The following is a 22648-nucleotide window of genomic DNA, read 5'->3' on the forward strand; positions in this document are numbered from 1 at the left end:
TGGCAACGGCCGCCAGTCAGGCGGCCGGCAGCCCGAGATGATCGCGCAGGGTCTTGCCTTCATAGCTCCTGCGATACAGGCCACGTCGTTGCAGTTCAGGCACGACGAGATCGACGAAATCGTCGAGACCGTCCGGCATGGAGGCAGGAATGATATTGAAGCCGTCTGCCGCTCCCGCCTCGAACCAGGCCTGCAACTCGTCTGCGATATCTTCCGGGGAGCCGACGAGGATACGATGCCCATGTGAGGCCACGGCCAATGCCGCGAGATCACGTAGCGTATAGTTTTCCTCACGCGCCTTCTGCAGAAGCATCGTGACTCTACTCTGGCCATGCACGCGCTCCGACGGTTCGGGAACAGGTCCGTCCAGGTCATGAGTGGACAGGTCGTATCCCCAGCGTCCCGAAAGCTGGCTGATGCCGGCTGCGATATTCGTATTGGCCTGAAGCAAAGCAAATTTCTCGCGCGCCTCGGCGGCGGTGCGGCCGGTGATCGGCATGACACCCGGCATGACGAGTGGCAGGTGTCCGTCATGACGACTGGCCGCGGCGGCATGGAGCGCTCGCTTGTATTCAAGCGCTTCCGACAGTGTATCCTGAGCGGTGAAAGCGACGTCGGCGCGACTTCCGGCAAGCGCCAGGCCGTCGCCCGATGAGCCTGCCTGGAAAACGACCGGATGTCCCTGCGGCGGTCGCGAGACGTTCAACGGGCCTCGTACGGAATAGAATTTACCGCGGTGGTCGAGCGGGCGGATCTTGTCGTGATCAACCATGACGCCCGTCGCCCGGTCGAAAACCAGCGCTCCCGAATCCCAGGTATCCCAAAGCCCCCTGACCACATCCAGATACTCGGTCGCACGGGCATAGCGTTCCGCATGTGCTGCAAGATCGTCCTGTCCGAAATTCTGCGCAGCTCTATCCGATTGGGATGTGACAACATTCCAGCCTGCGCGTCCGCTGCTCATATGATCGAGCGAAGCGAACATGCGTGCAACGTTGAACGGTTCGGAGAAGGAGGTAGAAACGGTCGCGACCAAGCCGATGCGGCTCGTGGTGGCCGCAATTGCGCCGAGCAAAGTGAGAGGCTCCAGTCCGCCGGGTCGTCCATGCTCGCCCGGCGAGGGTCCGACAAGGCTGTCAGCCAGGAAGAATGCATCGAACAGACCCTCTTCCGCCTTGCGTGCGGTACGGATTGCCCAGGCCAGGTCTTCGGGATGCCCTTCTGCCGTCGGCAGCCGCCAGCCATAGGGGTGTCGCCCGATGGGCAGGTGAAACAGGCCGAAATGGAGCTGTCGTTGTGTCATGCTGTCTTCTCTGTGATGAGGCGGTGGGAACGGAAGCGGCTGCGTTCGGGATCGGAGTCCAGAACCGCGTCGAGCAGCTTGCGTGTGTAAGGGTCTCGGGGCGATCCGAAGACCGCGTCGCGGGGGCCTTCTTCGACAAGGCGCCCATTTTTGAGAACCGCGATGCGGTCGGAGACGGCGTAGACGCTGTCCAGGCCATGCGCGATGAAGATCGTCGTGAGGCTGTAGGTAAGGCGCAGGCGTTGCAGAAGAGCAAGAATCTCCGCCTGCACCGACACGTCCAAAGCCGATACAGGTTCGTCGCAGATCAGGAGTTTGGGGCGAACACTGAGGGCGCGTGCAATACCGACGCGCTGACGCTGGCCGCCGGACAACTCATGCGGCAGGCGATGCGTCATCGAGGGAGGAAGGCCAACGGCGTCCAAAAGACGCTCGGCCTCTGCATGGCGAGCGTCGCGGTTCAGTCCGCCCCTGGCACGCAATGGCTCAACGATGATCTCGCCGACACGCATGCGCGGGTTGAGCGAGGAGAATGGATCCTGAAATACCATCTGAATATCGGAGGACCGCGACTGCTCGGAACCGAAAAGATCTTTCCCCTGAAATTGGGCTGTTCCTTGGTCAGGCCGGGTTAGCCCTGTGATGATCCGCGCGAGTGTCGACTTCCCCGAACCGGACTCCCCGACCAGACCGAGCGTTTCTCCCGCGTGCACCGTCAGCGATATGTCATCCAGTGCCCTGTGGCTTTCGCCCCTGGTCCAGAAATGGTCACGTCGCTCATAGCTCTTTCCGATGCCGGAAAGCTCCAGAATGGGAGAGGAGCTTTCCCTAAGCTCGGGATCATGGCTTTTAGCCAGGGTGGGATTGCGAACCACGGCGGGCAGGCGAGGGGCAAGGGAGATCAGGCGGCGTGTGTAGTCGTCTTTCGGTGCACTAAAGAGATCGCGGACGCCTGCTGTTTCGACGATCGATCCGTCACGCATCACTGCGACCCTGTCCGCCAGCTGAGCAACCACGGACAGGTCATGGGTGATGAACAGGACGCCGATGCCGCTCTGTTCGGCGGTGCTGACGATCAGTTCCAGCACTTGTGCCTGGACGGAATTGTCCAGTGCTGTGGTCGGTTCGTCGGCGATGAGAAGCGACGGCTCTCCGGCCATCGCGATTGCAAGCATGACCCGCTGGCGCATGCCGCCCGATAGCTGGTGGGGGTAAGCACTCAGAAGCTGTTCAGGGCGGGCAAGCCCCATCCGGGCGAGAAGGTCTATGGCCGTTGCACGGCGTGTCCGTCGGGACAGGCGCTTCTTGTACCATAGGACCTCGCCGATCTGATCGCCAATGGTCAGCACCGGATTGAGCGACGATAGCGGCTCCTGAAACACGATACCAACATCGGAGCCGCGAATATTTCTCCAGCCATCGGCGCTTCGATCAACGAGGTCGTGGCCGTTGAGCACTGCACGGTCGGCCGATAAAGTCGCCCCCGCGGGGAGAAGGCCGACGGCACTCAGTGCTGTAAGCGTCTTGCCGGATCCGCTTTCGCCGACCAGTGCCATGATCTCCTTGCGATTGACATCAAGGTCGAGGCCTTTGACCAGCACACGGCCGTTAAGTGTAATGGTCAGGTTGCGGTATTGTAGGATGGGTTTGGCAGTTGATGCGCTCATGGCAACCTCGGATCAAGGTAGTCGCGAAGCCAGTCACCCAGCAGGATGATGCTGAAAACGGTAACGGTGAGAGCGATGCCGGGAAAGGTACTGATCCACCAGCTCGTCGCCAGGGTTTCGCGCCCTTCGGACAACATTTGCCCCCACGAAATCTGTGGTGCCTGTATGCCGAAGCCCAGAAAGCTCAATGCGCTCTCGGTCAAAATGACGGTGCCGACATTGAGCGTGGCAACGACGACGAAAGCCGGCAGGATGTTCGGGATGATATGTCTAGCCAGAAGGGATGGAAGTCCGACCCGGCTTATCCGCGCCGCCGCGACAAAATCCAGTTCCTTTACCCGCATGACCTCGGCCCGGACTATACGTGTATAGGTCACCCAGTTGGTCGCGGCGATGACGAGCACCAGCGGCAGGATACCAGTACCGGCGACCATGGCCACAACCAGCATGAACAGCATGGTCGGAATAGCCAGCACGGCATCCACGACCCGCATGATCACAGTGTCGATCATCCCGCCGCGAAGCCCGGCCAGTACGCCGAGGATCAGACCGAACAAACCGGAGAGCGCGACTGCCGTGAGCCCTACGATCAGAGAACTGCGGCCACCATGAACGATCCTAGCCAGGATATCGCGGCCCTGTCCGTCCGTGCCAAGAAGGAAGCTTGCTGTGCCGCCTTCAATCCATACCGGTGGGAGGAGCCGCGACGAAAGGCTTCGCCGCATAGGATCGGCCAGCGGCAGGATGTCCGCCAAGAGCGTGGCCAGAATGACGATGGTGAGCAATGCCGCGCCCGCAAGCCCTGATGGGCTGCGCGATATCGCGGAAACAATGCCGCGTGGACGCGGGGTGGAGCTATGATCGAGCACACTCATCCTATCTGTATCCGCGGATCGACCAGCCGATACAAAAGGTCGGTGCCGAAATTGATCAGCAGGGTCATGATTGTGATGACAAAGACGGAAATCTGAATGACGGCCATGTCCTTGGTATTCACTGCCTGCACGATCAGGGAGCCCAGCCCCGGCCATGCAAAGACGGTTTCCGTCACCAATGCGCCGCCCAACAGCGCGATCAGATGGAGTGACGTCATGGTCAGTGTTGGAAGGGTCGCATTGCGAAGAGCATGTTTCAGGATCACGACCCTGTCCGGTATACCTTTCGAATATGCTGTGCGGATGTAATCCTGCTGCAGAACCTCCAGCAGGCTTGCGCGGATAAGTTTCGCCAGATCACCTGCGAATGAAATGCCGAGTGTGACTGCCGGCAGAACGAGATGTGCAAGACTACCCCCGCCGGAGACCGGGAACATCCTGAAATACACGCCAAATACCAGGATCAGCATGATGCCAACCCAGAAGTTCGGCATGGCCTTTCCCAGTACCGCAAGGCCGGAAACGGCAAAATCTACGGAAGTATTTCGGCGCAGAGCGGCGATGATGCCGGCCGGGATGGCCACTGCCAAAGCGATGACCATGGCGGCGCCGGTCAGAAGCAAGGTCGCGGGCAACCGTTCCAGCACGATCGGCATGGCCGATGTTCCGTAGCGATAGGACAGACCGAAGTCACCCTGCAGGATATTGCCCATATAGCGGAAGTACTGGACGTATAAGGGTTGATCCAGGCCCCAGGCGGCCACCAGCATCAGCCTGTCGGCCTCCGTGGCGTCCTCCGGTATCAGCATTACCGTTGGGTCTCCCGCCATGTGGACAAGGAAGAAGACTATCAACGAGACGATGTAGAGGACCGGTATGGCTTGAAACAAAAACCGCCTGAGTGCCGCAATGATCATGCCCGGCGAACCTTTTCGGCGGGGATCATCTCATCGAACCGGCCGGGGAAGGTGACGCGCTTGCTCGTCGCGTAGATAGCCTTGGGATAGAGGATGCCGATGCGGACACGAGCATCCGTCATGACGCGCTGCGCCTCACGCAGCATGGCCTGCCTCTCATCCTCGGTCGGAGCATCGTTCAGCGTGCGCGAAAGGGCGATGAACTTCTCGTCCTGCCAATGCGGGTTGAAGCGCTTCAGGCGGTTCATGTCGGTGAGGTGTGAGGCATCGGTATAGGAACCCATGGCCCAGAGGTAGATATCGCCCAGTTGGTCGGCCTGGAGGCGCGAGTTGAAGACGCTCCATTCGAGGACTTCAAGCTTCGCCTTCAGGCCGATATCCTGCAGATAGCCGACGATCGTCTCCGCGGTTTCATGATCCTTGGCCCAACGTCCACTTGGGCTATGAAGGGTAATCTCCGTCCCCTCGGCTCCGGCTTCTTCGATCAAGGCGCGTGCACGATCCGGATCGAAAGCGTTCTTGCTGTTGAGTTCCGGGTTGTGGCCTGGGATTTCCGGCGGGAAAAGGCCACGTGTCGGCGTCGCGTAACCATCGAGAATAAATTGCACGATCTCTTCGCGGTTGATCGCAAGATCGATTGCCTCGCGCACCCGGAGATCACGCGTGCCGGCACCTTCTTCATTGCGAACGTGCAGGGCGAAATTGCGCGCAATGTCGAACGACGCCACATTGGTATCAGAACCGTTTTTGATGCGCTCGATGTCGTCCGGCGGAATGTTCACGGCGACGGCGGCACCACCGGTCAAGGCTTCCGCGACGCGTGTAGACGTTTCCGGAATGCCACGCACGATCACCTGAGACCAATGCGGTTTGCCACCCCGCCAATTGCCACTTGCCTTGAGGGTCAGCCTGTCGCCACGCTGCCATTGGACAAAGCTGTAGGGGCCGGTGCCGATCGGTTTGGCGAAAAATGCTTCCGCATTTCCAGCAGCCTCGAACGCAGCCTTGGGCAGGATCATTGCGCCATTGCCGACAAAGCTGTGCAGCAGCAGGGGATCACGTCCTTTGGTCAAGATCTCGAGGCGGTGCGGCCCCAACACATTGACTGTTTCGATCGCGTTGAATTTCGATGCACTGTTCAGTCCGGTCTCTTTTCTTCCCCGTTCGATCGTGAATTTGACATCCTCAGCCGTGAATGCGCTGCCGTCGTGCCAGACAATACCTTCGTGCAGTTCGAACACCCAGCGGATCAGATCGTCGCTGTGCCACGATTTTGCGAGGTTCGGCTGGAAGGTCATGGCGCCATCCACGAATTCCTTGTTCACCAGATAATCGTAGATGTTGATGAGCGCCGACTCTGTCGAGTTGTTACCGTGATTGGCCGGATCCAGCGTCAGGATGTCGTTGGTCTGCGCGAGAATTAATGTGTCGTTGTCTTGCGCATATGCCGCCGGCACACCGCCGGTCGTGGAGAAAATGGCAGGACTGAGCGCAGTGGCGCCGAGAAATCCAAGAAGTGAGCGGCGGGTCGTTTTCATTCAAAGTCTCCGAAGACTGGAAAAAAGATGAGATCGGCGGTTCAGGGATGGTGGCTCAGTCGGTCATCCCTTTGCTTCAATGGATGCCTCTGGCCGGTTTTTTTGCGCTTGAGGCACTTTCGGAAGAATTTTTATGTCGTGGGCTTGCCATACGGGAGAATTTCGTTTTATATGATGAAACGCGTTTCATTTAATAAAATGGATCAATTGCGTTATGTCAACTGACGACCGTTCCAGGACGGGTGGCACTCTTGTGTCAGCGCCTCAGCAGGAAGCTCCGCCGGCCGGAGTGCTAGATCGTGGATTATTTCTCCTGCACCTCTTCACAGCGGAACGTAACCGCATGCAATTGCGAGAACTTTCCGATCTTTCGGGGCTCGACAAATCCACAACTCTGCGCGCCTTGAGGTCTCTGGCGCATTGGGGATTTCTGGAGCGGCATTCCGATGGTAGTTATTCGCCCGGCCCAATGAACCTGCGTCTTGCCGCCATATTCAAGGAAACCTCGACACTCATTTCACGCGTTGAGCGGCCCCTGAATGCTGTTGCCGAGCAGGTCAACCAGTCGGCTTCGTTTTTCATCAGGGCGGGTGACCAGCGCGTCTGTATGAGCCGCTGCCGGAAGAGGGCCAGCCATACCAATTATGTTGAACTGGGAACCTCGGTGCCGTTAGACCATGGTGGATCGGCAGCGAAGATACTGCTAGCCTTTACCGGCGGCGAGGCATTAGGCGACGTCGCTGTTCGGGAGAACGGCTATGCCGCGTCACGCGGCGAGAGGCTGCGTCACTTCACGTCCATTTCGATACCATTGTTCGACAGCGATCAGAGCTTTCTCGGGGCGATCACCATTTCCGGATTGAGCACGGAGATTTCCGATGAGGATCTTCACTCGTTCGCGGCAATCGCAAAAAAAGAGTTTGCGCAGGGCGGATTTGATACGGGTATCAACAAGTGAGGCCACCAATAAAGCGGTTTACCGAAGCATTCGCAGCTCAGGGAATCGGCTGCCATAGCGTTTCACTTGTCGAACGGAAGCGTGCATGCGTTTGCCAACATACGCTTTTGCCCTTTGTTGAAGCAGCGAACACAAGCCGCGGCTAAAGACGATGAAGACCATGACGTCTTCACGCTATCCTGGGTTCAGTGCTTTAGATCTCCGTCTTTTGAAACAGACTCTTAGTTCCATAATCTGTATTATCGAATGCACCTGGGTAACCGGGTACATTCGATTTCCAAGTGCGACATGCCAATAATTTCAATGGCTTCGTTTTTGGAGGAACCGGCATGTCGCAAAGGTGCGGCGCCTCCCGGATTACGGACATTCCACCTCGTCCTCCACATTTTGTGTGGAGGCGCAGTTACGATTTTCACCGGATGCCGGCCTTTGACGGGTCGGGCAAGCAATGCATCGGGCCGCATCATGCGGCCCGATCTTCGACTTCAGTAAAGACTTTTCGCCTGTCAGACCACGCCACCATTGGAATACAGCGTCTGCCCATTGATCCACCAGCCGTCCTGGCTGCACAGGAACGCAATTGTGGCGGCAATATCGCTCGGTTCGCCAATGCGGCCATGAGGCGTTCGTTGGGCGAAACCGGCAACCTGTTCCTCGGATTTGCCATCCAGGAAAAGCGACGTTGCAACAAGGCCGGGCGCCACCGCGTTAACGGAGATTTTTCGGCCAGCCAGCTCCTTGGCGAGAATGTTCGTAAAAATTTCCATCGATGCTTTCGACGCCGCATAAGGTCCATAGGTCGGTGAGCGCAACGCGACAATGCTGGAGGACATGGCGACGATCCTGCCGCCATCACGCACCCGGTTTGCCGCCTCGCGCAACGTGTTGAAACTGCCCTTTGTGTTGGTGTCCATCATGGTGTCAAAATCGTCGTCGGACATCTTGCTGAAGGGTGCCAGATGCATAACGCCAGCATTGGCAACGGCGACATCGATGCCGCCGAAAGCACGCTCTGCGGCATCGAAAAGACGTCTTACGGCTGCGGGATCACGTATGTCCGCCTGTTCCCAAACCGCCTGCCCGCCTTCTGCCTCGATATCCTTGACTACCGCGGCCGCAAGATCTCGATTGACCCTGCAGTTGACGACAAGCTTGAAACCATCCTGCGCCAGTCGTTTGGCGGTCGCGGCGCCGATCCCTCGGGACGATCCGGTGACGACAGCCACGCGCCCTGCCCCTGCCGCGGACGCCGCGTTGGAGGCGGTCTGCGCGCGGGCTTGAGTGCCAAAAGCCGCGATGGCGGTTGCCGCCGATCCTGCTGCCGTGGCAGCGAGGATGTGCCGGCGTGAAATACCCTTGGTGTCTGATGCGTCAGTCATCTTGATCCCTTTCTGGTCAACAGTCACCCGGATGCAAAATGCGTGCAGGCGCTGCGTCTGCATGAATATTCGGAGTGGAAAAGTGATGGAAAGAACGCACCAGGCGGAGCGATAATTACCGACAGGAGAGAAATGGAAAAATAGGGAGGTCTGGCCGGTAACATGCTTGTAAACATTATGAGATTTTTGCGTGATGTTGGGTCATCACCTGATCGGGGCTTCGTTGCCGCACGTTCGGACCATGCTATAGCCCGACTGTGGAGCCGGATATCGATCGCAAATATTGCTTCAAAACTCTCTTTTATATAGAAACGAACCAGATCATCCATGAGGAAGACCCAATCATGCGCGAGCAGCACCGCCCGTCCTTCACCACGGATCAGATGGCCCGCGCGGATTCTTACAAGGCACGCGATTATCCGGCGGACGTAGACCCGAGGGTGGAAACGCTGGTAAGGGAGATGATCTCAGGGTTCGCCGACAAATGGACCGTGGTCATTCTCGACACGCTTTGGGAAGAAGGCACGCTGCGATTTTCAGACATCGCCAGGCAAGTGACCGGCATAAGCCAGAAGATGTTGACCCAGACGCTGCGCCGCATGGAGCGCGACGGACTGGTGGTGCGCAAGACATATGCGTGTGTGCCGCCAAAGGTGGAATACAGCCTTTCGCCACTCGGGCTGACGCTCGGTGCAGCGTTCTGCAATGTCTGGGTCTGGGCTTTGGAAAATCACGATGCCGTGGCATCGGCACGCTCAATCTACGACAAAAAAGATTGAGCAGGCCGACACTGGCCTGCTCCATGGTGGTGAAAATGCTGATCTTCGAGATCAGGCGGGGTTGATCAGGCCGAACACTTTGTCGAAATTGCCGGTGGCTTCGGCTGTACGCTGCGGCATGACGCGGCCCACCAGCACCTCAGAGGGCGTCGGCTGGGCGCAAAGCAGGTCGACGGATTCCGATATAAATTCGCCCAACGGCATTGCGCGCGGATTTTGGGATTGGCCGGGCGTCAGGTCGGTCGCCACTAGCGGCGGTGCCAGTTCCACGACAGACACACTTGTATTGCGCAATTCATGCCGCAGACTGGTGGTCCAGGAATGGATGGCGGCTTTGGTGGCGCTATAGGTCAGCGTGTCGGCGCGCGGAACAAAGGCAAGGCCGGACGAGACTGTCACCACTGCGGCTTCCGATTGCCTGCGCAGATGCGGCAGCAACGCCGCGGTCAGCCGAATGGGGGCCAGCAGGTTGGTCGAGATCGTCTGCTCCACGATGTCGAGATCATAGGCGTCTGCCAACACATTCTCGCTGATCATGATGCCGGCATTATGGATCACGGCATTGAGATCAGGGTGATGCTCTGTGACGTTGGTCACGAAATTTTTGATTGCTTCGGGATCGGTCACGTCCAGCTCGTAACCGAACATGCCTTGATTGGCATAGAGCGTTTCCTTCAGGCGGGTGTCGTCGCGTCCCGTAATGATGACCTTGGCTCCCCTCGCCGCCAAAGCTTTGGCAAGTGCCTTGCCAATACCGGAATTGCCGCCGGTGATGAGAATTGTCGCTTTTGAGAAATCCATGTTTCTATCTCCACAGTGTCCTGACGACGAAGGTAGAGCCAATGGTATCTTTTGGTAAGTAGGCACCTTCTGGTAAGTCTGGATTTTTTATGCAGCATGCTGGCGGCGGTCTCAGGGGGCTGGGGGCCGGCTGTCTATGATGTCATAAAAACTGCGCAACGTTCTTGCGTCGCGTCTGGCGATCTTTACGGCATCGCCACGTTCGGCCAGCGCATTCAACTCTCGAAGCGCCAACGCATGTTCCACGCCGAAAATTCGCGCGAAACTGCGGCTGTCCCGCGCTATGTCGAGTTGGGCGGCAATCAGAATTGCCGCCTGTATCGATGTCAGCGCAGGATCTCTTTCCTGCGCTGACGCGACGAGCGCCAGAAAACGCTCGGCGTCTGACGTTTCATCGGTCACGCCGCCTGTCGCTTGCGGAACGACACCATGATCGACTTCGAGGTCGGCGTATCGCTTTCGTCACCCGCGCTGCCGAGCGGCACCAGCACATTCAGTTCCGGATAATATCCGGCAATACTGCCGCGTGGGATATCGTAGGGAACGAAGCGAAAATTTTCAGCCACGCGGTCGATGCCGTCACTGCTTTCGGTGACAACGTCGACGCGGTCGCCCGCAGCAGCATTCATCGCTTCCAGATCGGCAGGGTGAATAAAGATCACCTGACGTTCACCGTAAACGCCGCGATAGCGGTCATCGAGGCCGTAAACCGTGGTGTTGTACTGATCGTGCGAGCGGAAGGTCTGCAGCGCAAAATTGCCACCCCCCTTGTTTGCCCGCTGGTGAACGGTTTCCTGAGGCAGCGCAACGCCTGAAAAGGTCGCCTTGCCTTTCGTCGTATTCCATTCGCGATGGGCTGCTGCGTTGCGCAGATGAAAGCCACGCGGCTTGCGCAGGCGCTCGTTGTAGTTTTCGAAACCGGGGATGGTCGCTTCGATATGATCGCGGATGCGATCATTGTCCTGCGCCAGTTCCGACCAGTTGACGACGCCATTGCCGACGGTGGCTTCCGCGATACCGGCGATGATGGCGACTTCCGAAAGAAGGAGTGGCGAGGCCGGGCGGTTGATGCCAGCCGAGCCATGCACCATGCTCATCGAATCTTCCACGCTGATCAGCTGCGAAACACCCTTGGCGTTGATATCCATTTCGGTGCGGCCGAGGCACGGCAGAACGTATGAAATCTCCCCCGGCATCAGGTGCGAATGGTTCGGTTTGGTGGCCACGTTGACCGTCAGCTTCATGCGGCGCATCGCCTGTTCGACGATGGCACTGTCCGGTGTCGCACGGGCAAAATTGCCGCCGAGGCCAATAAAGACGTCGGCCGAGCCGTCCAGCATGGCACCAATCGCGGCCAGAACGTTATGGCCGTTGTGGCGCGGCATGGCGACGCCAAAATGCTTTTCCAGCGCATCGAGGAAAGCGACCGGCGGCTTTTCATTGATGCCGACGGTACGATCGCCCTGGACGTTGGAATGGCCACGCACGGGGCAGAGACCGGCGCCTGGCTTGCCGACATTGCCGCGCAGGAACATGAAATTGGAGATTTCACGGATAGTGGCGACGGAATGCACATGCTGGGTCACACCCATGGCCCAGGTGCAGATCACCCGCTCGGCCTTCATGTAGATTTCAGCGGCAGCCTCGATCTGCTGGCGTGACAGGCCGGACTGATCTTCGATCTGCGCCCAATCGGTCGCATCGACGGCGGCGCGGTAATCGGTAAGGCCGATGCTGTGTTCGGCAAGGAAAGCGTGATCGAGAACCGATGGAAGGCCAGCGGCGATTGCGGCATCTTCCGCGGCGAACACCGCCTTGGCCATGCCGCGCACGGCCGCCATATCACCGCCGAGGCGCGGCTGCAGATAATCACTGGCGATATCGGTTGCGCCACCGCGCAGCATCTCGATCTTGTCCTGCGGATCGGTGAACCGCTCCAGGCCGCGTTCGCGGATCGGGTTGAAGACCACAATCTTGGCGCCGCGAATGGCGGCACGGCGCAGATCACCCAGCATGCGAGGATGGTTGGTGCCGGGATTCTGGCCAATCACGAAGATGGCATCGGCTTCCTCAAAATCCTCAAGAAGAACCGTGCCCTTGCCGACACCGATCGACTGGCGAAGGCCGACGCCGCTCGCCTCGTGGCACATGTTGGAGCAATCGGGGAAATTGTTGGTGCCGTAAAGTCGGACAAACAGCTGGTAGAGATAGGCAGCTTCGTTGCTGGCGCGGCCGGATGTGTAGAATTCGGCGCGATCCGGGCTGTCGAGGCCCTTCAGGATGCTGCCGATTTCGGCAAATGCTTCGCTCCAGTCGACCGCCACATATTTGTCGCTCGCCGCGTCGTAACGCATCGGATGTGTCAGGCGGCCGTGACGCTCGAGCTCGTAGTCGCTCAGTTTGCGCAGTTCGGTGACGGTGTGGGTTGCGAAGAGTTCGGGCGTCGCACGCTTTTCAGTCGATTCCCAAGCCACGGCCTTGACGCCGTTTTCGCAGAATTCGAACGAAGACCCGTGCGCCGGATCACCCCACGCACAGCCCGGACAATCAAAGCCGTCCGGCTGATTGGCTTTCAGCATGGTGCGCGCGCCCGAGAGCGGCGTACCACTTTTCAGAAGCTGCTTGCCGCAGCTTTTCAATGCACCCCATCCGCCTGCGGCGGACGATTTCTTACCGATAAATCCTGTGTCCATTTGCCGCATTTCTGACAAAACGCAAAAATGTTCAAGCGGATCAATTCGATAGATCGATAGAAAAAAACTATCGATGTGAACGCTGGCAACGCGCTATCGTGACCTGGCCGCAAATAACACGGGCCAGTCTTGCGACCGGCCCGCCTATTCCAAAAATCGGATTTGTGATTTTACGCGGCCTTGAGGGTCGCCATATCGATCACGAAACGGTAACGCACATCGCTCTTGATGACGCGTTCATACGCCTCGTTGATATCCTTGATGTCGATGAGTTCGATCTCGCTGACGATGTTGTGCTGACCGCAGAAATCCAGCATCTCCTGAGTTTCCTTGATCGAGCCGATCATTGAACCGGAAATGCTCTTGCGGCCCGGGATGAGTGAGAAGGCATGAACCGGGATGGCGTTTTCCGGCGCGCCGACGACCACGAACGAACCTTCGACTTTGAGCAATCCCAGATAGGCGTTCCAGTCGATCTCTGCCGAAACCGTGCAGATGATCAGGTCGAACGTTCCAGCAAGCTTGGAGAAGGTCTCCTTGTCGTTAGTCGCGTAATAGTGATCGGCGCCTAGGCGAAGGCCATCTTCCTTTTTCGACAGGGACTGGCTGAGCACCGTCACTTCCGCACCCATCGCGTGGGCGATCTTGACGCCCATATGGCCAAGGCCACCCATGCCGACGATCGCGACCTTCTTGCCGGGACCGGCCTTCCAGTGATGCAACGGCGAATACAGCGTAATGCCGGCGCACAGAAGCGGGGCAGCGGCATCGAGCGGAAGATTGTCAGGGATGGACATGACATAACCTTCCTTGACGACGATGCTGTCGGAATAACCGCCCTGCGTCGGCGTCTTGCCGTCGGCTTCGACGCTGTTATAGGTCTGTACGAGGCCCGGCATATACTGCTCGAGATCGACATCTCGCGTGGCGCAACCGACGCAGCTGTCGACGAAGCAGCCGACGCCGACATGGTCGCCGACCTTGAACTTGGAAACCTTGGAGCCGACCGCAGTGACGACACCGGCGATTTCATGGCCTGGCACGATGGGATATACCGCGCCGCCCCATTCGTTGCGGACGGTGTGGATATCAGAGTGGCAGACGCCGGCAAACTTGATGTCGATGACGACGTCATCGTCATTGGGCTCGCGGCGCTCGAAGGTAAAGGGAGCGAGGGGTTTGGACGCATCCGTCGCGGCATAGCCTCTTGCAATCGCCATGATGAGAACCTTCCGATTTGAACTTGATGAAACGGAGCCCCAACAGGGGCCGACGCGCGAAACATAGGGCCGGGTTTTGACCGAGGCCAGTTCATTTCACCGAGATGATTGCACGATTCTCCAGCGCGCGCGCAGCTACGCTCAGTACGGCAGGCCGACGTAATTTTCGGCCAATGACGCAGCCGCCGCATCGGAATGGGTGAGATAGTCGAGTTCCGCCTCCTGAATCTTCTGGCCGAACTCACCTCCGTCCGGAAAGCGATGCATCAGGGTGGTCATAGACCAGGAAAAACGCACGGATTTCCACACGCGCTTCAGCGCCCTTTCGGAATATCGATCAAGACTGGCTTGGGAGCGATCGAGATAGTGATCTCGCAATCCTTCGAAAAGGTAATGCACGTCGCTTGCAGCCAGGTTCAGCCCCTTCGCACCGGTCGGAGGTACGATATGAGCTGCGTCGCCGACGAGGAAAAGCGAACCAAACCGCACCGGCTCGGCAACAAAAGAGCGGAGTGGCGCAATGGATTTTTCGAAAGACGGCCCGGTGATCAGAGCTTCCGCGTGCGCTGGCGGCAGCCGGCGGCGGAGTTCATCGTAAAAGCGGTCGTCGTTCCAGTTTTCCACCTCCTCGTCCAATGGGCACTGGATATAATACCGACTGCGCGTTGCCGATCGCATGGAGCAGAGGGCGAAACCGCGCGGGTGGTTGGCATAGATGAGTTCATGGCTGAGCGGCGGCACATCCGCCAGAATGCCGAGCCAGCCGAACGGATAAATCCGCTCGAATGTGGCGATCGATTTGTCCGGCACGGATTTGCGACTGACGCCATGATAACCGTCACAGCCGGCGATGAAGTCGCAATCGATCCGGTGTGTGGTGCCATCCTTTTGATAGGTAGCGAAGGGGCTTTCGCCATCGAAATCATGTGGGATGACATTCGCCGCTTCGTAGATCGTCACCCCACCCGTCTGCTCGCGCTGGTCCATCAGGTCGCGGGTCAGTTCCGTCTGCCCATAAACCATGACACGCTTGCCGGTGAGGGCAAAAAGATCGATACGATGATCGCGGTTGTCGAAAGCGAGAGAAAAGCCGTCATGCGGCAAGCCTTCCGCGAGCATGCGGGTATCGGCACCCGCCTTTTCCAAAAGGCGAACAGTCCCCTCCTCCAGCACGCCAGCGCGCACGCGGCCGAGGATGTAGTCCTTGCCGACACGATCAAGGATGACATTGTCGATGCCGGCATTATTGAGCAACTGGCCGAGCAACAGGCCGGACGGCCCGGAGCCGATGATGACGACTTGAGTGCGCACGATATCCTCCCAGTACGGTGCCGGGAAAGATTGACGAATGTCAGAACTGCATACAATGGACTTTTTCATCCACATCTTGCACAAATCGAACACTGCTTGAGAGGTCGTTAAAATGTCTTACCAGGTGCCGACTTACGATCTTTATGGAGAAAACAGCGCCAAAAGGCCGAATTTTCAGCTTCATTGCGAAACGATCGCGTCACGCAGCAGTACATATCGGTGGGAAATCGGCCTACATCGGCATGAACATTTTATGCAGTTTCTCTACATATCGAGCGGATCCGGTGATGCGGTTCTCGGTGAAAAGACGATCGCGCTGACGCCGCCCTGCGTGATTTTCATTCCGCCTGGCCCCACTCACGGCTTTCGCTTTTCGCGTGACATTGCCGGTTTGGTCATCACAGTCACTGCGGAACGACCTGCGGTCTTCATCGGTCAAAGTCATGCGCGGGTCATTCCTCTTGGCGCTGCAAGCCCGGATGCCTCCTATCTTCATCAGACCTTTCATCGTATTGCCGAAGAATATGATGCGGCACGGCCGAACCGGTCAGGTATGCTGGATGCCTATCTGGCGGTCGTGTATGGCCTGATCCGTCGCCAGCATGCCAGCACGCCAGATGAAACATTCATTGATGATGCGCATCGGCATGTGGCCGCGCTGAGAGAGTTGATCGGCCGTCATTACCGCGAGCAGATGACGGCCTCCGATTATGCCCTAAAGCTTGGCTTGTCTCCTACGCATCTCAATCGCGTCGTGCGCAAGGTAACCGGGATGACAGCCCATGACCTGATCATCAACCGCTCCATCGAAGAGGCAAAACGAGCATTGGCGCTGACCGATGCCAGCATTCGGCACATCTCGGAAAATCTCGGTTTTTCCGATGCCACCTATTTTTCCCGCTGTTTTCGCCAGCGGACCGGCCTGTCGCCCCGCGACTACCGGCGCGGCCAGAGAAATCGACCGGTGACCTTCCCTTGAAACGGCGCACCTGTTGTTAACCTTTTTTGTCCGGCCGCCCCGAAAATGCCATCGGCATGGATCGAATTGGCGACGGATTCGTTGACGGATCGCCAGCTTGTCTCATCGCCGGAATGAAGATGGCGGCAACAGGGATTACTAAGGAGACTGACATGAAGAAAATCATTGCCTTGGCACTTGCCGCCACACCGGTTCTTACAAGCGCCGGCGCTGTCTACGCTGCTGACGTGGTGCGCGCAGAACGCCCGGTGGTCGTTGAAGAAGGCGCACGTAACGGCGTTAAGATCGGTTACCTCGACTGCAACATCGGCGGTGGCGCCGGTTACATTCTCGGCTCGGCCAAGGAAGTTGATTGTGTTTTCAAATCCACGATCGGCGGTGAGCCGCTTGACCATTATTCCGGCGCGATCCGCAAGCTGGGCGTTGACATCGGATTCACCACCCGCAGCCGCCTGATCTGGGCGGTGCTTGCCCCGACTGCGGGGTATCACCACGGCTCGCTCGGCGGTATCTATCAAGGCGCTACGGCTGAGGCGACTGTCGGTGCCGGTGTTGGCGCCAATATTCTGGTGGGCGGCACAACCGGCTCCATCCATCTGCAGACGGTCAGCGTGACCGGCCAACTTGGTCTGAACGTTGCGGCTACGGGTACGTCGATGACATTGGCTTCGGTCAACTGATCGCAAACAGTGTGATCATCCAATGATCCGAATGGCGCGGCTCTGAGAGGAGTCGCGCCATTCGTTTTGAACTGAACAAAAAGATCGCCAAAGCCAGTTTCAAGGTGCGGTATAGGTATCTGGTCGGACAGGCGGTACTCGTCGCGCCGGATCCGTTTGATGGTCATCATCATTGACAAAAAAGATCAGTGCGGTCGCTCCACCCTGCGGAAGGCCAGAGAGAAAACGGTTGCGCTCGTCACGCCAACCCTCCGTGGAACAAGCATTCTTCAGGTCTGGAATGCGAGGCCGTCTATCATCGACCGGAACCAGAGCTGGCGCATTCCAGAAGAACGTCGCTACCGCCTGGACGGGGATAAGTATTTAGAAAACCGGTTGAACGCGGGCCCGCCACAGATATGCTCTCATCAATAGGCCGCCTGCCTGTTTCGAACGTTCGCCTCGATCCACCCTTGGAGCTTGCATGACCGAACCCGCCACGTTCCACATTTCCTATGCCGATCTTGTTGCGCTGCTGGAGACGACCTTTGTTCGCCATGGGGTTTCCAAGCATAATTCCGGAATCCTGGCTGCAAACTGCGCCGGCTGTGAACGCGACGGTTCTCTTAGCCACGGCATTTTTCGTATGGCAGGTTATGTCTCCTCGCTGAATAGCGGCTGGGTCGATGGTAAGGCTGTTCCGGAAGTGGAGGATGTAGGGGCGGCCTTTGTGCGTGTCGATGCAAAGGGTGGTTTCACGCAACCGGCATTTTTTGCGGCACGTCCTATGCTGATCAAAAAGGTCAAGGAGAATGGCGTCGCCGTTCTCGCCATTCGTCGTTCGCACCATTTCAGCGCGCTGTGGCCGGATGTTGAGCCTTTTGCGGAGGAAGGTTTGGTTGCGCTCAGCGTCGTCAACAGCATGGCCTGCGTTGTGCCGCACGGGGGCAAAAAGGCGGTATTCGGGACCAATCCGGTCGCCTTTGCCTCACCGCGTGCCGGCGCAGCACCCTTCGTCTTCGATCAAGCCTCTTCGGCGATTGCCCATGGCGACGTGCAGATCGCGGCGCGTGCCGGACATGACCTGAAACCCGGCATGGGTGTCGATCGGGATGGTCAGCCGACCAATGATCCGAAGGAAATCCTGAACGGCGGCGCGCTTCTGCCCTTCGGCGGCCACAAGGGCAATTCGATCGCGCTGATGGTGGAAATTTTGAGCGCGGCGCTCACCGGCGGATATTTTTCCGGAGAATTCGACTGGAGCGGCCATAAGGGTGCGCAGACACCGTTTACCGGCCAATTTTCCATCGTCATCGATCCGGCGCGTGGTGGCAATGACGTGTTTGCCGAACGTGTCGCGGGCATCTGCGATCTGGTACTCGAAGCCGGTCAGGAGCGCCTTCCTGGAGACCGCCGCCATCTGACGCGTGCCAAGGCGGAGAAGGATGGCATCCCTCTTTCCGCCGAGAATTACGATAAGCTGAAGGCCTTAGCCGAAGCCTGATCGATCCATTCCGGGAGGAGCCGCAATGCGCACGTCAAAAATCATCCATGTCGTCAGCTGCCATGCCGAAGGCGAAGTTGGAGATGTTATCGTCGGTGGCGTTGCCCCTCCTCCCGGCGATACGATCTGGGAGCAATCACGGTTTATCGCCAAGGACGAGACGCTGCGCAATTTCGTGCTGAACGAGCCGCGCGGTGGCGTTTTCCGCCACGTCAACCTGCTCGTGCCGCCAAAGGACCCGCGTGCACAGATGGGCTGGATCATCATGGAGCCGGCAGACACGCCGCCCATGTCCGGGTCGAACTCGATCTGCGTCTCTACCGTGTTGCTCGATAGCGGCATCATACCGATGACCGAGCCGGTGACGAAGATGGTGCTGGAAGCGCCGGGCGGTCTGGTGGATGTGACTGCCGAATGCCACAACGGCAAGGCCGAGCGCATCACCGTGCGCAACGTCCCCTCATTCTCCGACAAGCTCGGGGTCTCGTTGGAAGTCGCGGGCCTTGGTACGCTGACGGTGGATACCGCCTATGGCGGCGACAGTTTTGTCATCGTCGATGCGCAAACTCTGGGCTTTGCGGTCAAGCCGGACGAAGCGCGGGACATCGCCGAGGCCGGCGTAAAAATCACCAATTCCGCCAATGAGCAGCTTGGCTTCACTCATCCTGAAAACCCCGGCTGGGACCATATCTCCTTCTGCCAGGTCGCCGCTCCCCTAACCCGAGAAAACGGTGTGCTGACTGGGGCCAATGCCGTCGTGATCCAACCGGGAAAAATCGACCGTTCACCGACAGGGACCGGTTGCTCGGCGCGAATGGCAGTGATGCATGCGCGCGGCGAAATGGCCATTGGTGAAACCTATATCGGCCGTTCAATCATCGGTTCAGAATTTCGCTGCAGCATCGACGCAACGACCAAGGTCGGCGAACTTAACGCCATCTATCCGCTGATTTCGGGCCGGGCATGGATTACCGGCACGCATCAACTGATGCTGGACCCATCCGATCCCTGGCCTGGCGGATACCGCCTTTCGGATACCTGGCCGAAAATTTCGGGCTAACGGCTGATTTACGGCTTTGGAATGCGTTTTACGCGATCGGAGCGTGGCGCGCTGTCGCCAGAACGGCTGCGACCGTCATTTTGCTTGATCCGAGACCTGACACGACATTTCCGCACATTCTTTGGCTCTCGTCCTGGCTCCAGCAATCGCCCACCAGCCTGATACCCGACAATTGAAAACATCATTATGAATCTTCTATTGCCGTTGACATCTGTCGTAGGACATCATATCTCTTAATGCGGTTTTACTGCCTTGGAGGAGGCAGTCGTGATTGGGAGGATCTATGACGATGAAACCATCCGTGAAGCTGCTCGGCGCCGCGCTCTTTGCCTCGACCCTGCTTTCTCAGCCCGTTTTTGCCGAAACGCCACCGACCATGCTGGTCGTCGGTTTTTCGATGAACAACATCCTGACACTGGACCCAGCCGCGATTACCGGCAAGGAGACCGTTCAGGTTCTCGCCAACATATATGATAACCTCGTCTCGCTGAATCCGGTCGAGCGCGCCAAGGTGGACCCGCAGCTCGCCGAAAGCTGGACGATCGCCGATGATAACGGCTCGATCACCTTCAAGCTGCGCGAAGGCGCAAAATTCGCCTCCGGCAACCCAGTCACGTCGGAAGATGTCGTCTGGTCCTTCAAGCGGTTGATGAAACTCAACCTTGCGCAGGCCTCCTTCCTCAAGACGCACGGTTTTACCGCCGCCAATGCGGATGCAAGCTTTACCGCTCCCGATGCGCAGACTATCGTGGTGACCCTGCCCAAGAAAGTCGATCCACAGATCATCGTGCAGACGCTCGGCATTGTCGGTCCCGGCTCCATTCTCGACATGAAGACCGTGATGGAGCACGACAAGAACGGCGATCAGGGCGCGGCATGGCTAACCAACCAGTCGGCTGGCTCCGGCCCGTTCACACTTGGCCAATGGGCGTCCAACGAACGCGTTATCCTTGACCAGAACCCGGAATACTGGGGTGAAAAGCCGGCGATGAAGCGCATCATGATGCGCCATCTGGCGGAATCCCAGAGCCAGAGACTAATGCTCGAAAAGGGTGATATCGACATCGCCTTCTCCATGTCGGCAGCCGATCTCAAGGCCTTGGAAAAAGACGAAAACGTCGAAATCCAGACCAATGGCGGCAGCGGCTTCTATTATCTCGCCGTGTCGATGAAGGACGAAAAATTCCAAAACCCGAAGGTTCGTGAAGCGCTGCGTTACCTCATCGACTATCAGGGACTGAACGACAGCGTGCTGCCCTATTTCGGCCGGTTGCGTGATCGTCCGATCGCAAGCGGCATCTTTGGCTCACTGCCGAATGCCGGCTACAAGCTCGATGTCGAAAAGGCGAAAGCTCTTCTTGCTGAAGGCGGTTATCCGAACGGTTTTTCCACGACACTGCGCGCGATTTCCGATGTGCCCTTCATGAGTGCGGCGACCGCCATTCAGGCAACGCTTGCCCAAGCCGGCATCAAGGCCGAGATCATCACCGGCACGGGCGACCAGATCTATGGCGCCATGCGCGAGCGCAAGTATGAACTGCTTGTCGGTCGCGGCGGCGGCGGACAGTTGCCACACCCGGACAGCAATCTGCGCGCCACGGTCTACAATCCGGACAATTCGGATGCGGCAAAGCTCACCAACTTCCAGGGCTGGCGTACGTCCTTCTATGACGAGAAGATCAACAAGATGATCGATGATGCTCTCGTTGAGGGCAACAAGGACAAGCAGATCAAGGATTACGAGGCGATCCAGACATATTACGCCGACATGGTCCCTGCCCTGCAGCCCTTCTCCGAAGTCGTCGACAGCGTTGGTTTCCGCGCCGACATCAAGGGCCTGCAGCTGAACCCGTCGTGGTCCACACAGCTGCGAACGGTCACCAAGGAGCGGTAATTCCGCCCGCGCCGCGGCGCTGCCCGCGTCCTGTTTCTGTGCAGCGCCCCGGCCTCCCACACCATTTGAGGAGGCACCATGAAGTCCGAAAATCTCACCGCCTTTGGGCGGCAGGCGGGTACGATATTCGTTACCCTTGTCGGCCTGCTGATCCTGACCTTCTGTATCGGGCGCATGATGCCGGTCGATCCCGTTCGCGCCATTATCGGCGAGGAAGCGGATCAGGCGACCTATGAAATGGTGGCGGAGCGCATCGGCGCCAATCTGCCGATCTACCAGCAGTTCTTCCGTTACGTGACTGATCTGGCGCAAGGCGATTTCGGCACCTCGATCCGCACCGGCCAGCCGGTCATCAACGACATCCTGCATGTGATGCCGGCGACGATCGAGCTTGCCACATTCGCGATCCTGTTCGGCGCCGGCCTCGGCATCCCGCTCGGCATTCTGGCAGCCGTCAAACGCAACAAGCCGGTCGACCACGTCATCCGTTTCCTGACGCTGATCGGCCATTCCATGCCGATCTTCTGGACCGGCATGATCGGCCTGATCATCTTCTACGCCGTGCTCGATCTCGTCGGCGGTGGCGGACGTATCTCCGACTTCTATATCGGCCTTGTTCCCGACACGACCGGATTCCTGCTGATCGACAGCATCATCGCCGGTGACTGGGAAGTGTTCTGGGACGCGGTGAACCACCTTCTATTGCCGGCCAGCATTCTCGGTTATTCCTCTATGGCCTATATCACCCGCATGACCCGCAGTTTCATGCTGGATCAGCTGAACCAGGAATACATCACCACGGCGCGCGTGAAAGGTCTGTCGAAGAACCGCACCATCTGGCACCACGCATTCGCCAACATCCGCGTTCAGCTCGTGACCATCGTGGCGCTCGCCTATGGTAGCCTTCTCGAAGGCGCCGTACTGATCGAGACCGTCTTCTCTTGGCCGGGTTTTGGCCAGTACATCACCAACAACATGCTGATTGGCGACATGAACGCGGTCATGACCTGCGTCCTGCTCGTCGGCATCATCTTCATCGCGTTGAACCTTCTCTCCGACGCGCTCTACAAGATTTTTGATCCGAGGACGCGCTAATGGCCACCGAAACGCT

At 58.2% G+C, this 22648-nt stretch carries 20 protein-coding genes; 9 read left to right on the forward strand and 11 right to left on the reverse strand.

Annotated elements, in window-relative coordinates:
* Nucleotides 1-16 precede the first annotated feature (16 nt).
* Genes ACRQ1B_RS18525 through ACRQ1B_RS18545 form a run of 5 tightly spaced genes read right to left on the reverse strand, consistent with a single transcriptional unit; the run spans nt 17 to nt 6300 of the window.
* Entirely contained in the window at nt 17-1303 is a 1287-nt protein-coding gene (locus ACRQ1B_RS18525) for an LLM class flavin-dependent oxidoreductase (protein ID WP_432295397.1), read from the reverse strand.
* Complete coding sequence (locus tag ACRQ1B_RS18530) at nt 1300-2970, reverse strand: dipeptide ABC transporter ATP-binding protein (RefSeq protein WP_432295398.1); 1671 nt, start codon at nt 2968-2970, stop codon at nt 1300-1302. The genes ACRQ1B_RS18525 and ACRQ1B_RS18530 overlap by 4 nt, the downstream gene beginning before the upstream one ends.
* Nucleotides 2967-3845: an ABC transporter permease gene (locus ACRQ1B_RS18535; RefSeq protein ID WP_432295400.1), complete on the reverse strand. Its 879-nt coding sequence runs from the start codon at nt 3843-3845 to the stop codon at nt 2967-2969. Before ACRQ1B_RS18535 ends, ACRQ1B_RS18530 begins: the two co-directional genes overlap by 4 nt.
* Complete coding sequence (locus ACRQ1B_RS18540) at nt 3842-4762, reverse strand: ABC transporter permease (RefSeq protein WP_432295401.1); 921 nt, start codon at nt 4760-4762, stop codon at nt 3842-3844. Before ACRQ1B_RS18540 ends, ACRQ1B_RS18535 begins: the two co-directional genes overlap by 4 nt.
* Nucleotides 4759-6300, reverse strand: a complete 1542-nt coding sequence (locus ACRQ1B_RS18545) for an ABC transporter substrate-binding protein (protein ID WP_432295402.1) — start codon at nt 6298-6300, stop codon at nt 4759-4761. The genes ACRQ1B_RS18540 and ACRQ1B_RS18545 overlap by 4 nt, the downstream gene beginning before the upstream one ends.
* Between ACRQ1B_RS18545 and ACRQ1B_RS18550 the strand changes: the two genes are divergently transcribed.
* Nucleotides 6279-6494 (forward strand): hypothetical protein, encoded by a 216-nt coding sequence (locus ACRQ1B_RS18550; protein WP_432295404.1) that lies wholly within the window; start codon nt 6279-6281, stop codon nt 6492-6494. The two genes, ACRQ1B_RS18545 and ACRQ1B_RS18550, sit on opposite strands and share 22 nt — an antisense overlap.
* 20 nt (nt 6495-6514) lie before the next feature.
* Entirely contained in the window at nt 6515-7258 is a 744-nt protein-coding gene (locus ACRQ1B_RS18555) for an IclR family transcriptional regulator (protein WP_432295405.1), read from the forward strand.
* A gap of 506 nt (nt 7259-7764) precedes the next feature.
* Here the strand turns inward: ACRQ1B_RS18555 and ACRQ1B_RS18560 are convergent.
* Nucleotides 7765-8637 (reverse strand): SDR family oxidoreductase, encoded by an 873-nt coding sequence (locus ACRQ1B_RS18560; RefSeq protein WP_432295406.1) that lies wholly within the window; start codon nt 8635-8637, stop codon nt 7765-7767.
* Nucleotides 8638-8981: 344 nt separating this feature from the next.
* Here ACRQ1B_RS18560 and ACRQ1B_RS18565 point away from each other — a divergent pair, with 344 nt between their 5' ends.
* Nucleotides 8982-9416 (forward strand): winged helix-turn-helix transcriptional regulator, encoded by a 435-nt coding sequence (locus ACRQ1B_RS18565; RefSeq protein ID WP_432295408.1) that lies wholly within the window; start codon nt 8982-8984, stop codon nt 9414-9416.
* Between the two features lie 51 nt (nt 9417-9467).
* Here ACRQ1B_RS18565 and ACRQ1B_RS18570 read toward each other — a convergent pair whose 3' ends face one another.
* The 5 genes from ACRQ1B_RS18570 to pobA all read right to left on the reverse strand — a co-directional run bounded on the left by ACRQ1B_RS18570 (nt 9468) and on the right by pobA (nt 15441).
* On the reverse strand, nt 9468-10217 hold the full coding sequence (locus tag ACRQ1B_RS18570) for an SDR family oxidoreductase (RefSeq protein ID WP_432295410.1): 750 nt from the start codon (nt 10215-10217) through the stop codon (nt 9468-9470).
* Nucleotides 10218-10328: 111 nt separating this feature from the next.
* Entirely contained in the window at nt 10329-10619 is a 291-nt protein-coding gene (locus tag ACRQ1B_RS18575; RefSeq protein WP_432295411.1) for a hypothetical protein, read from the reverse strand.
* Nucleotides 10616-12910 carry an FdhF/YdeP family oxidoreductase gene (locus tag ACRQ1B_RS18580; protein WP_432295412.1) on the reverse strand — a complete coding sequence of 765 codons (2295 nt, stop codon included), beginning with the start codon at nt 12908-12910 and terminating at the stop codon, nt 10616-10618. Before ACRQ1B_RS18580 ends, ACRQ1B_RS18575 begins: the two co-directional genes overlap by 4 nt.
* Nucleotides 12911-13080: 170 nt before the next feature.
* Nucleotides 13081-14130, reverse strand: coding sequence for an NAD(P)-dependent alcohol dehydrogenase (locus ACRQ1B_RS18585; protein ID WP_432295413.1), 1050 nt, complete (start codon nt 14128-14130; stop codon nt 13081-13083).
* A 141-nt stretch (nt 14131-14271) separates the two neighbouring features.
* On the reverse strand, nt 14272-15441 hold the full coding sequence (gene pobA / locus ACRQ1B_RS18590) for a 4-hydroxybenzoate 3-monooxygenase (protein ID WP_432295414.1): 1170 nt from the start codon (nt 15439-15441) through the stop codon (nt 14272-14274).
* Nucleotides 15442-15553: 112 nt separating this feature from the next.
* Between pobA and ACRQ1B_RS18595 the strand changes: the two genes are divergently transcribed.
* The 6 genes from ACRQ1B_RS18595 (at nt 15554) to ACRQ1B_RS18620 (ending at nt 22632) form a co-directional block, all read left to right on the forward strand.
* Entirely contained in the window at nt 15554-16420 is an 867-nt protein-coding gene (locus tag ACRQ1B_RS18595) for a helix-turn-helix domain-containing protein (protein ID WP_432295415.1), read from the forward strand.
* Between the two features lie 152 nt (nt 16421-16572).
* Nucleotides 16573-17100 (forward strand): DUF992 domain-containing protein, encoded by a 528-nt coding sequence (locus ACRQ1B_RS18600; RefSeq protein WP_432295416.1) that lies wholly within the window; start codon nt 16573-16575, stop codon nt 17098-17100.
* Nucleotides 17101-17563: 463 nt separating this feature from the next.
* On the forward strand, nt 17564-18583 hold the full coding sequence (locus ACRQ1B_RS18605; protein ID WP_432295417.1) for an Ldh family oxidoreductase: 1020 nt from the start codon (nt 17564-17566) through the stop codon (nt 18581-18583).
* Nucleotides 18584-18608: 25 nt separating this feature from the next.
* On the forward strand, nt 18609-19643 hold the full coding sequence (locus ACRQ1B_RS18610) for a trans-3-hydroxy-L-proline dehydratase (protein WP_432295418.1): 1035 nt from the start codon (nt 18609-18611) through the stop codon (nt 19641-19643).
* Between the two features lie 289 nt (nt 19644-19932).
* Nucleotides 19933-21537, forward strand: coding sequence for an ABC transporter substrate-binding protein (locus ACRQ1B_RS18615; protein WP_432295785.1), 1605 nt, complete (start codon nt 19933-19935; stop codon nt 21535-21537).
* 78 nt (nt 21538-21615) lie between these two features.
* The gene (locus ACRQ1B_RS18620) at nt 21616-22632 is read left to right on the forward strand and encodes an ABC transporter permease (protein WP_432295420.1); all 1017 of its coding nucleotides are present in this window, start codon (nt 21616-21618) and stop codon (nt 22630-22632) included.
* Nucleotides 22633-22648: the final 16 nt, after the last annotated feature.

Origin of the sequence: Endobacterium panacihumi (genome assembly GCF_050847465.1) — a bacterium.
GTDB classification, from domain to species: domain Bacteria; phylum Pseudomonadota; class Alphaproteobacteria; order Rhizobiales; family Rhizobiaceae; genus Neorhizobium; species Neorhizobium panacihumi.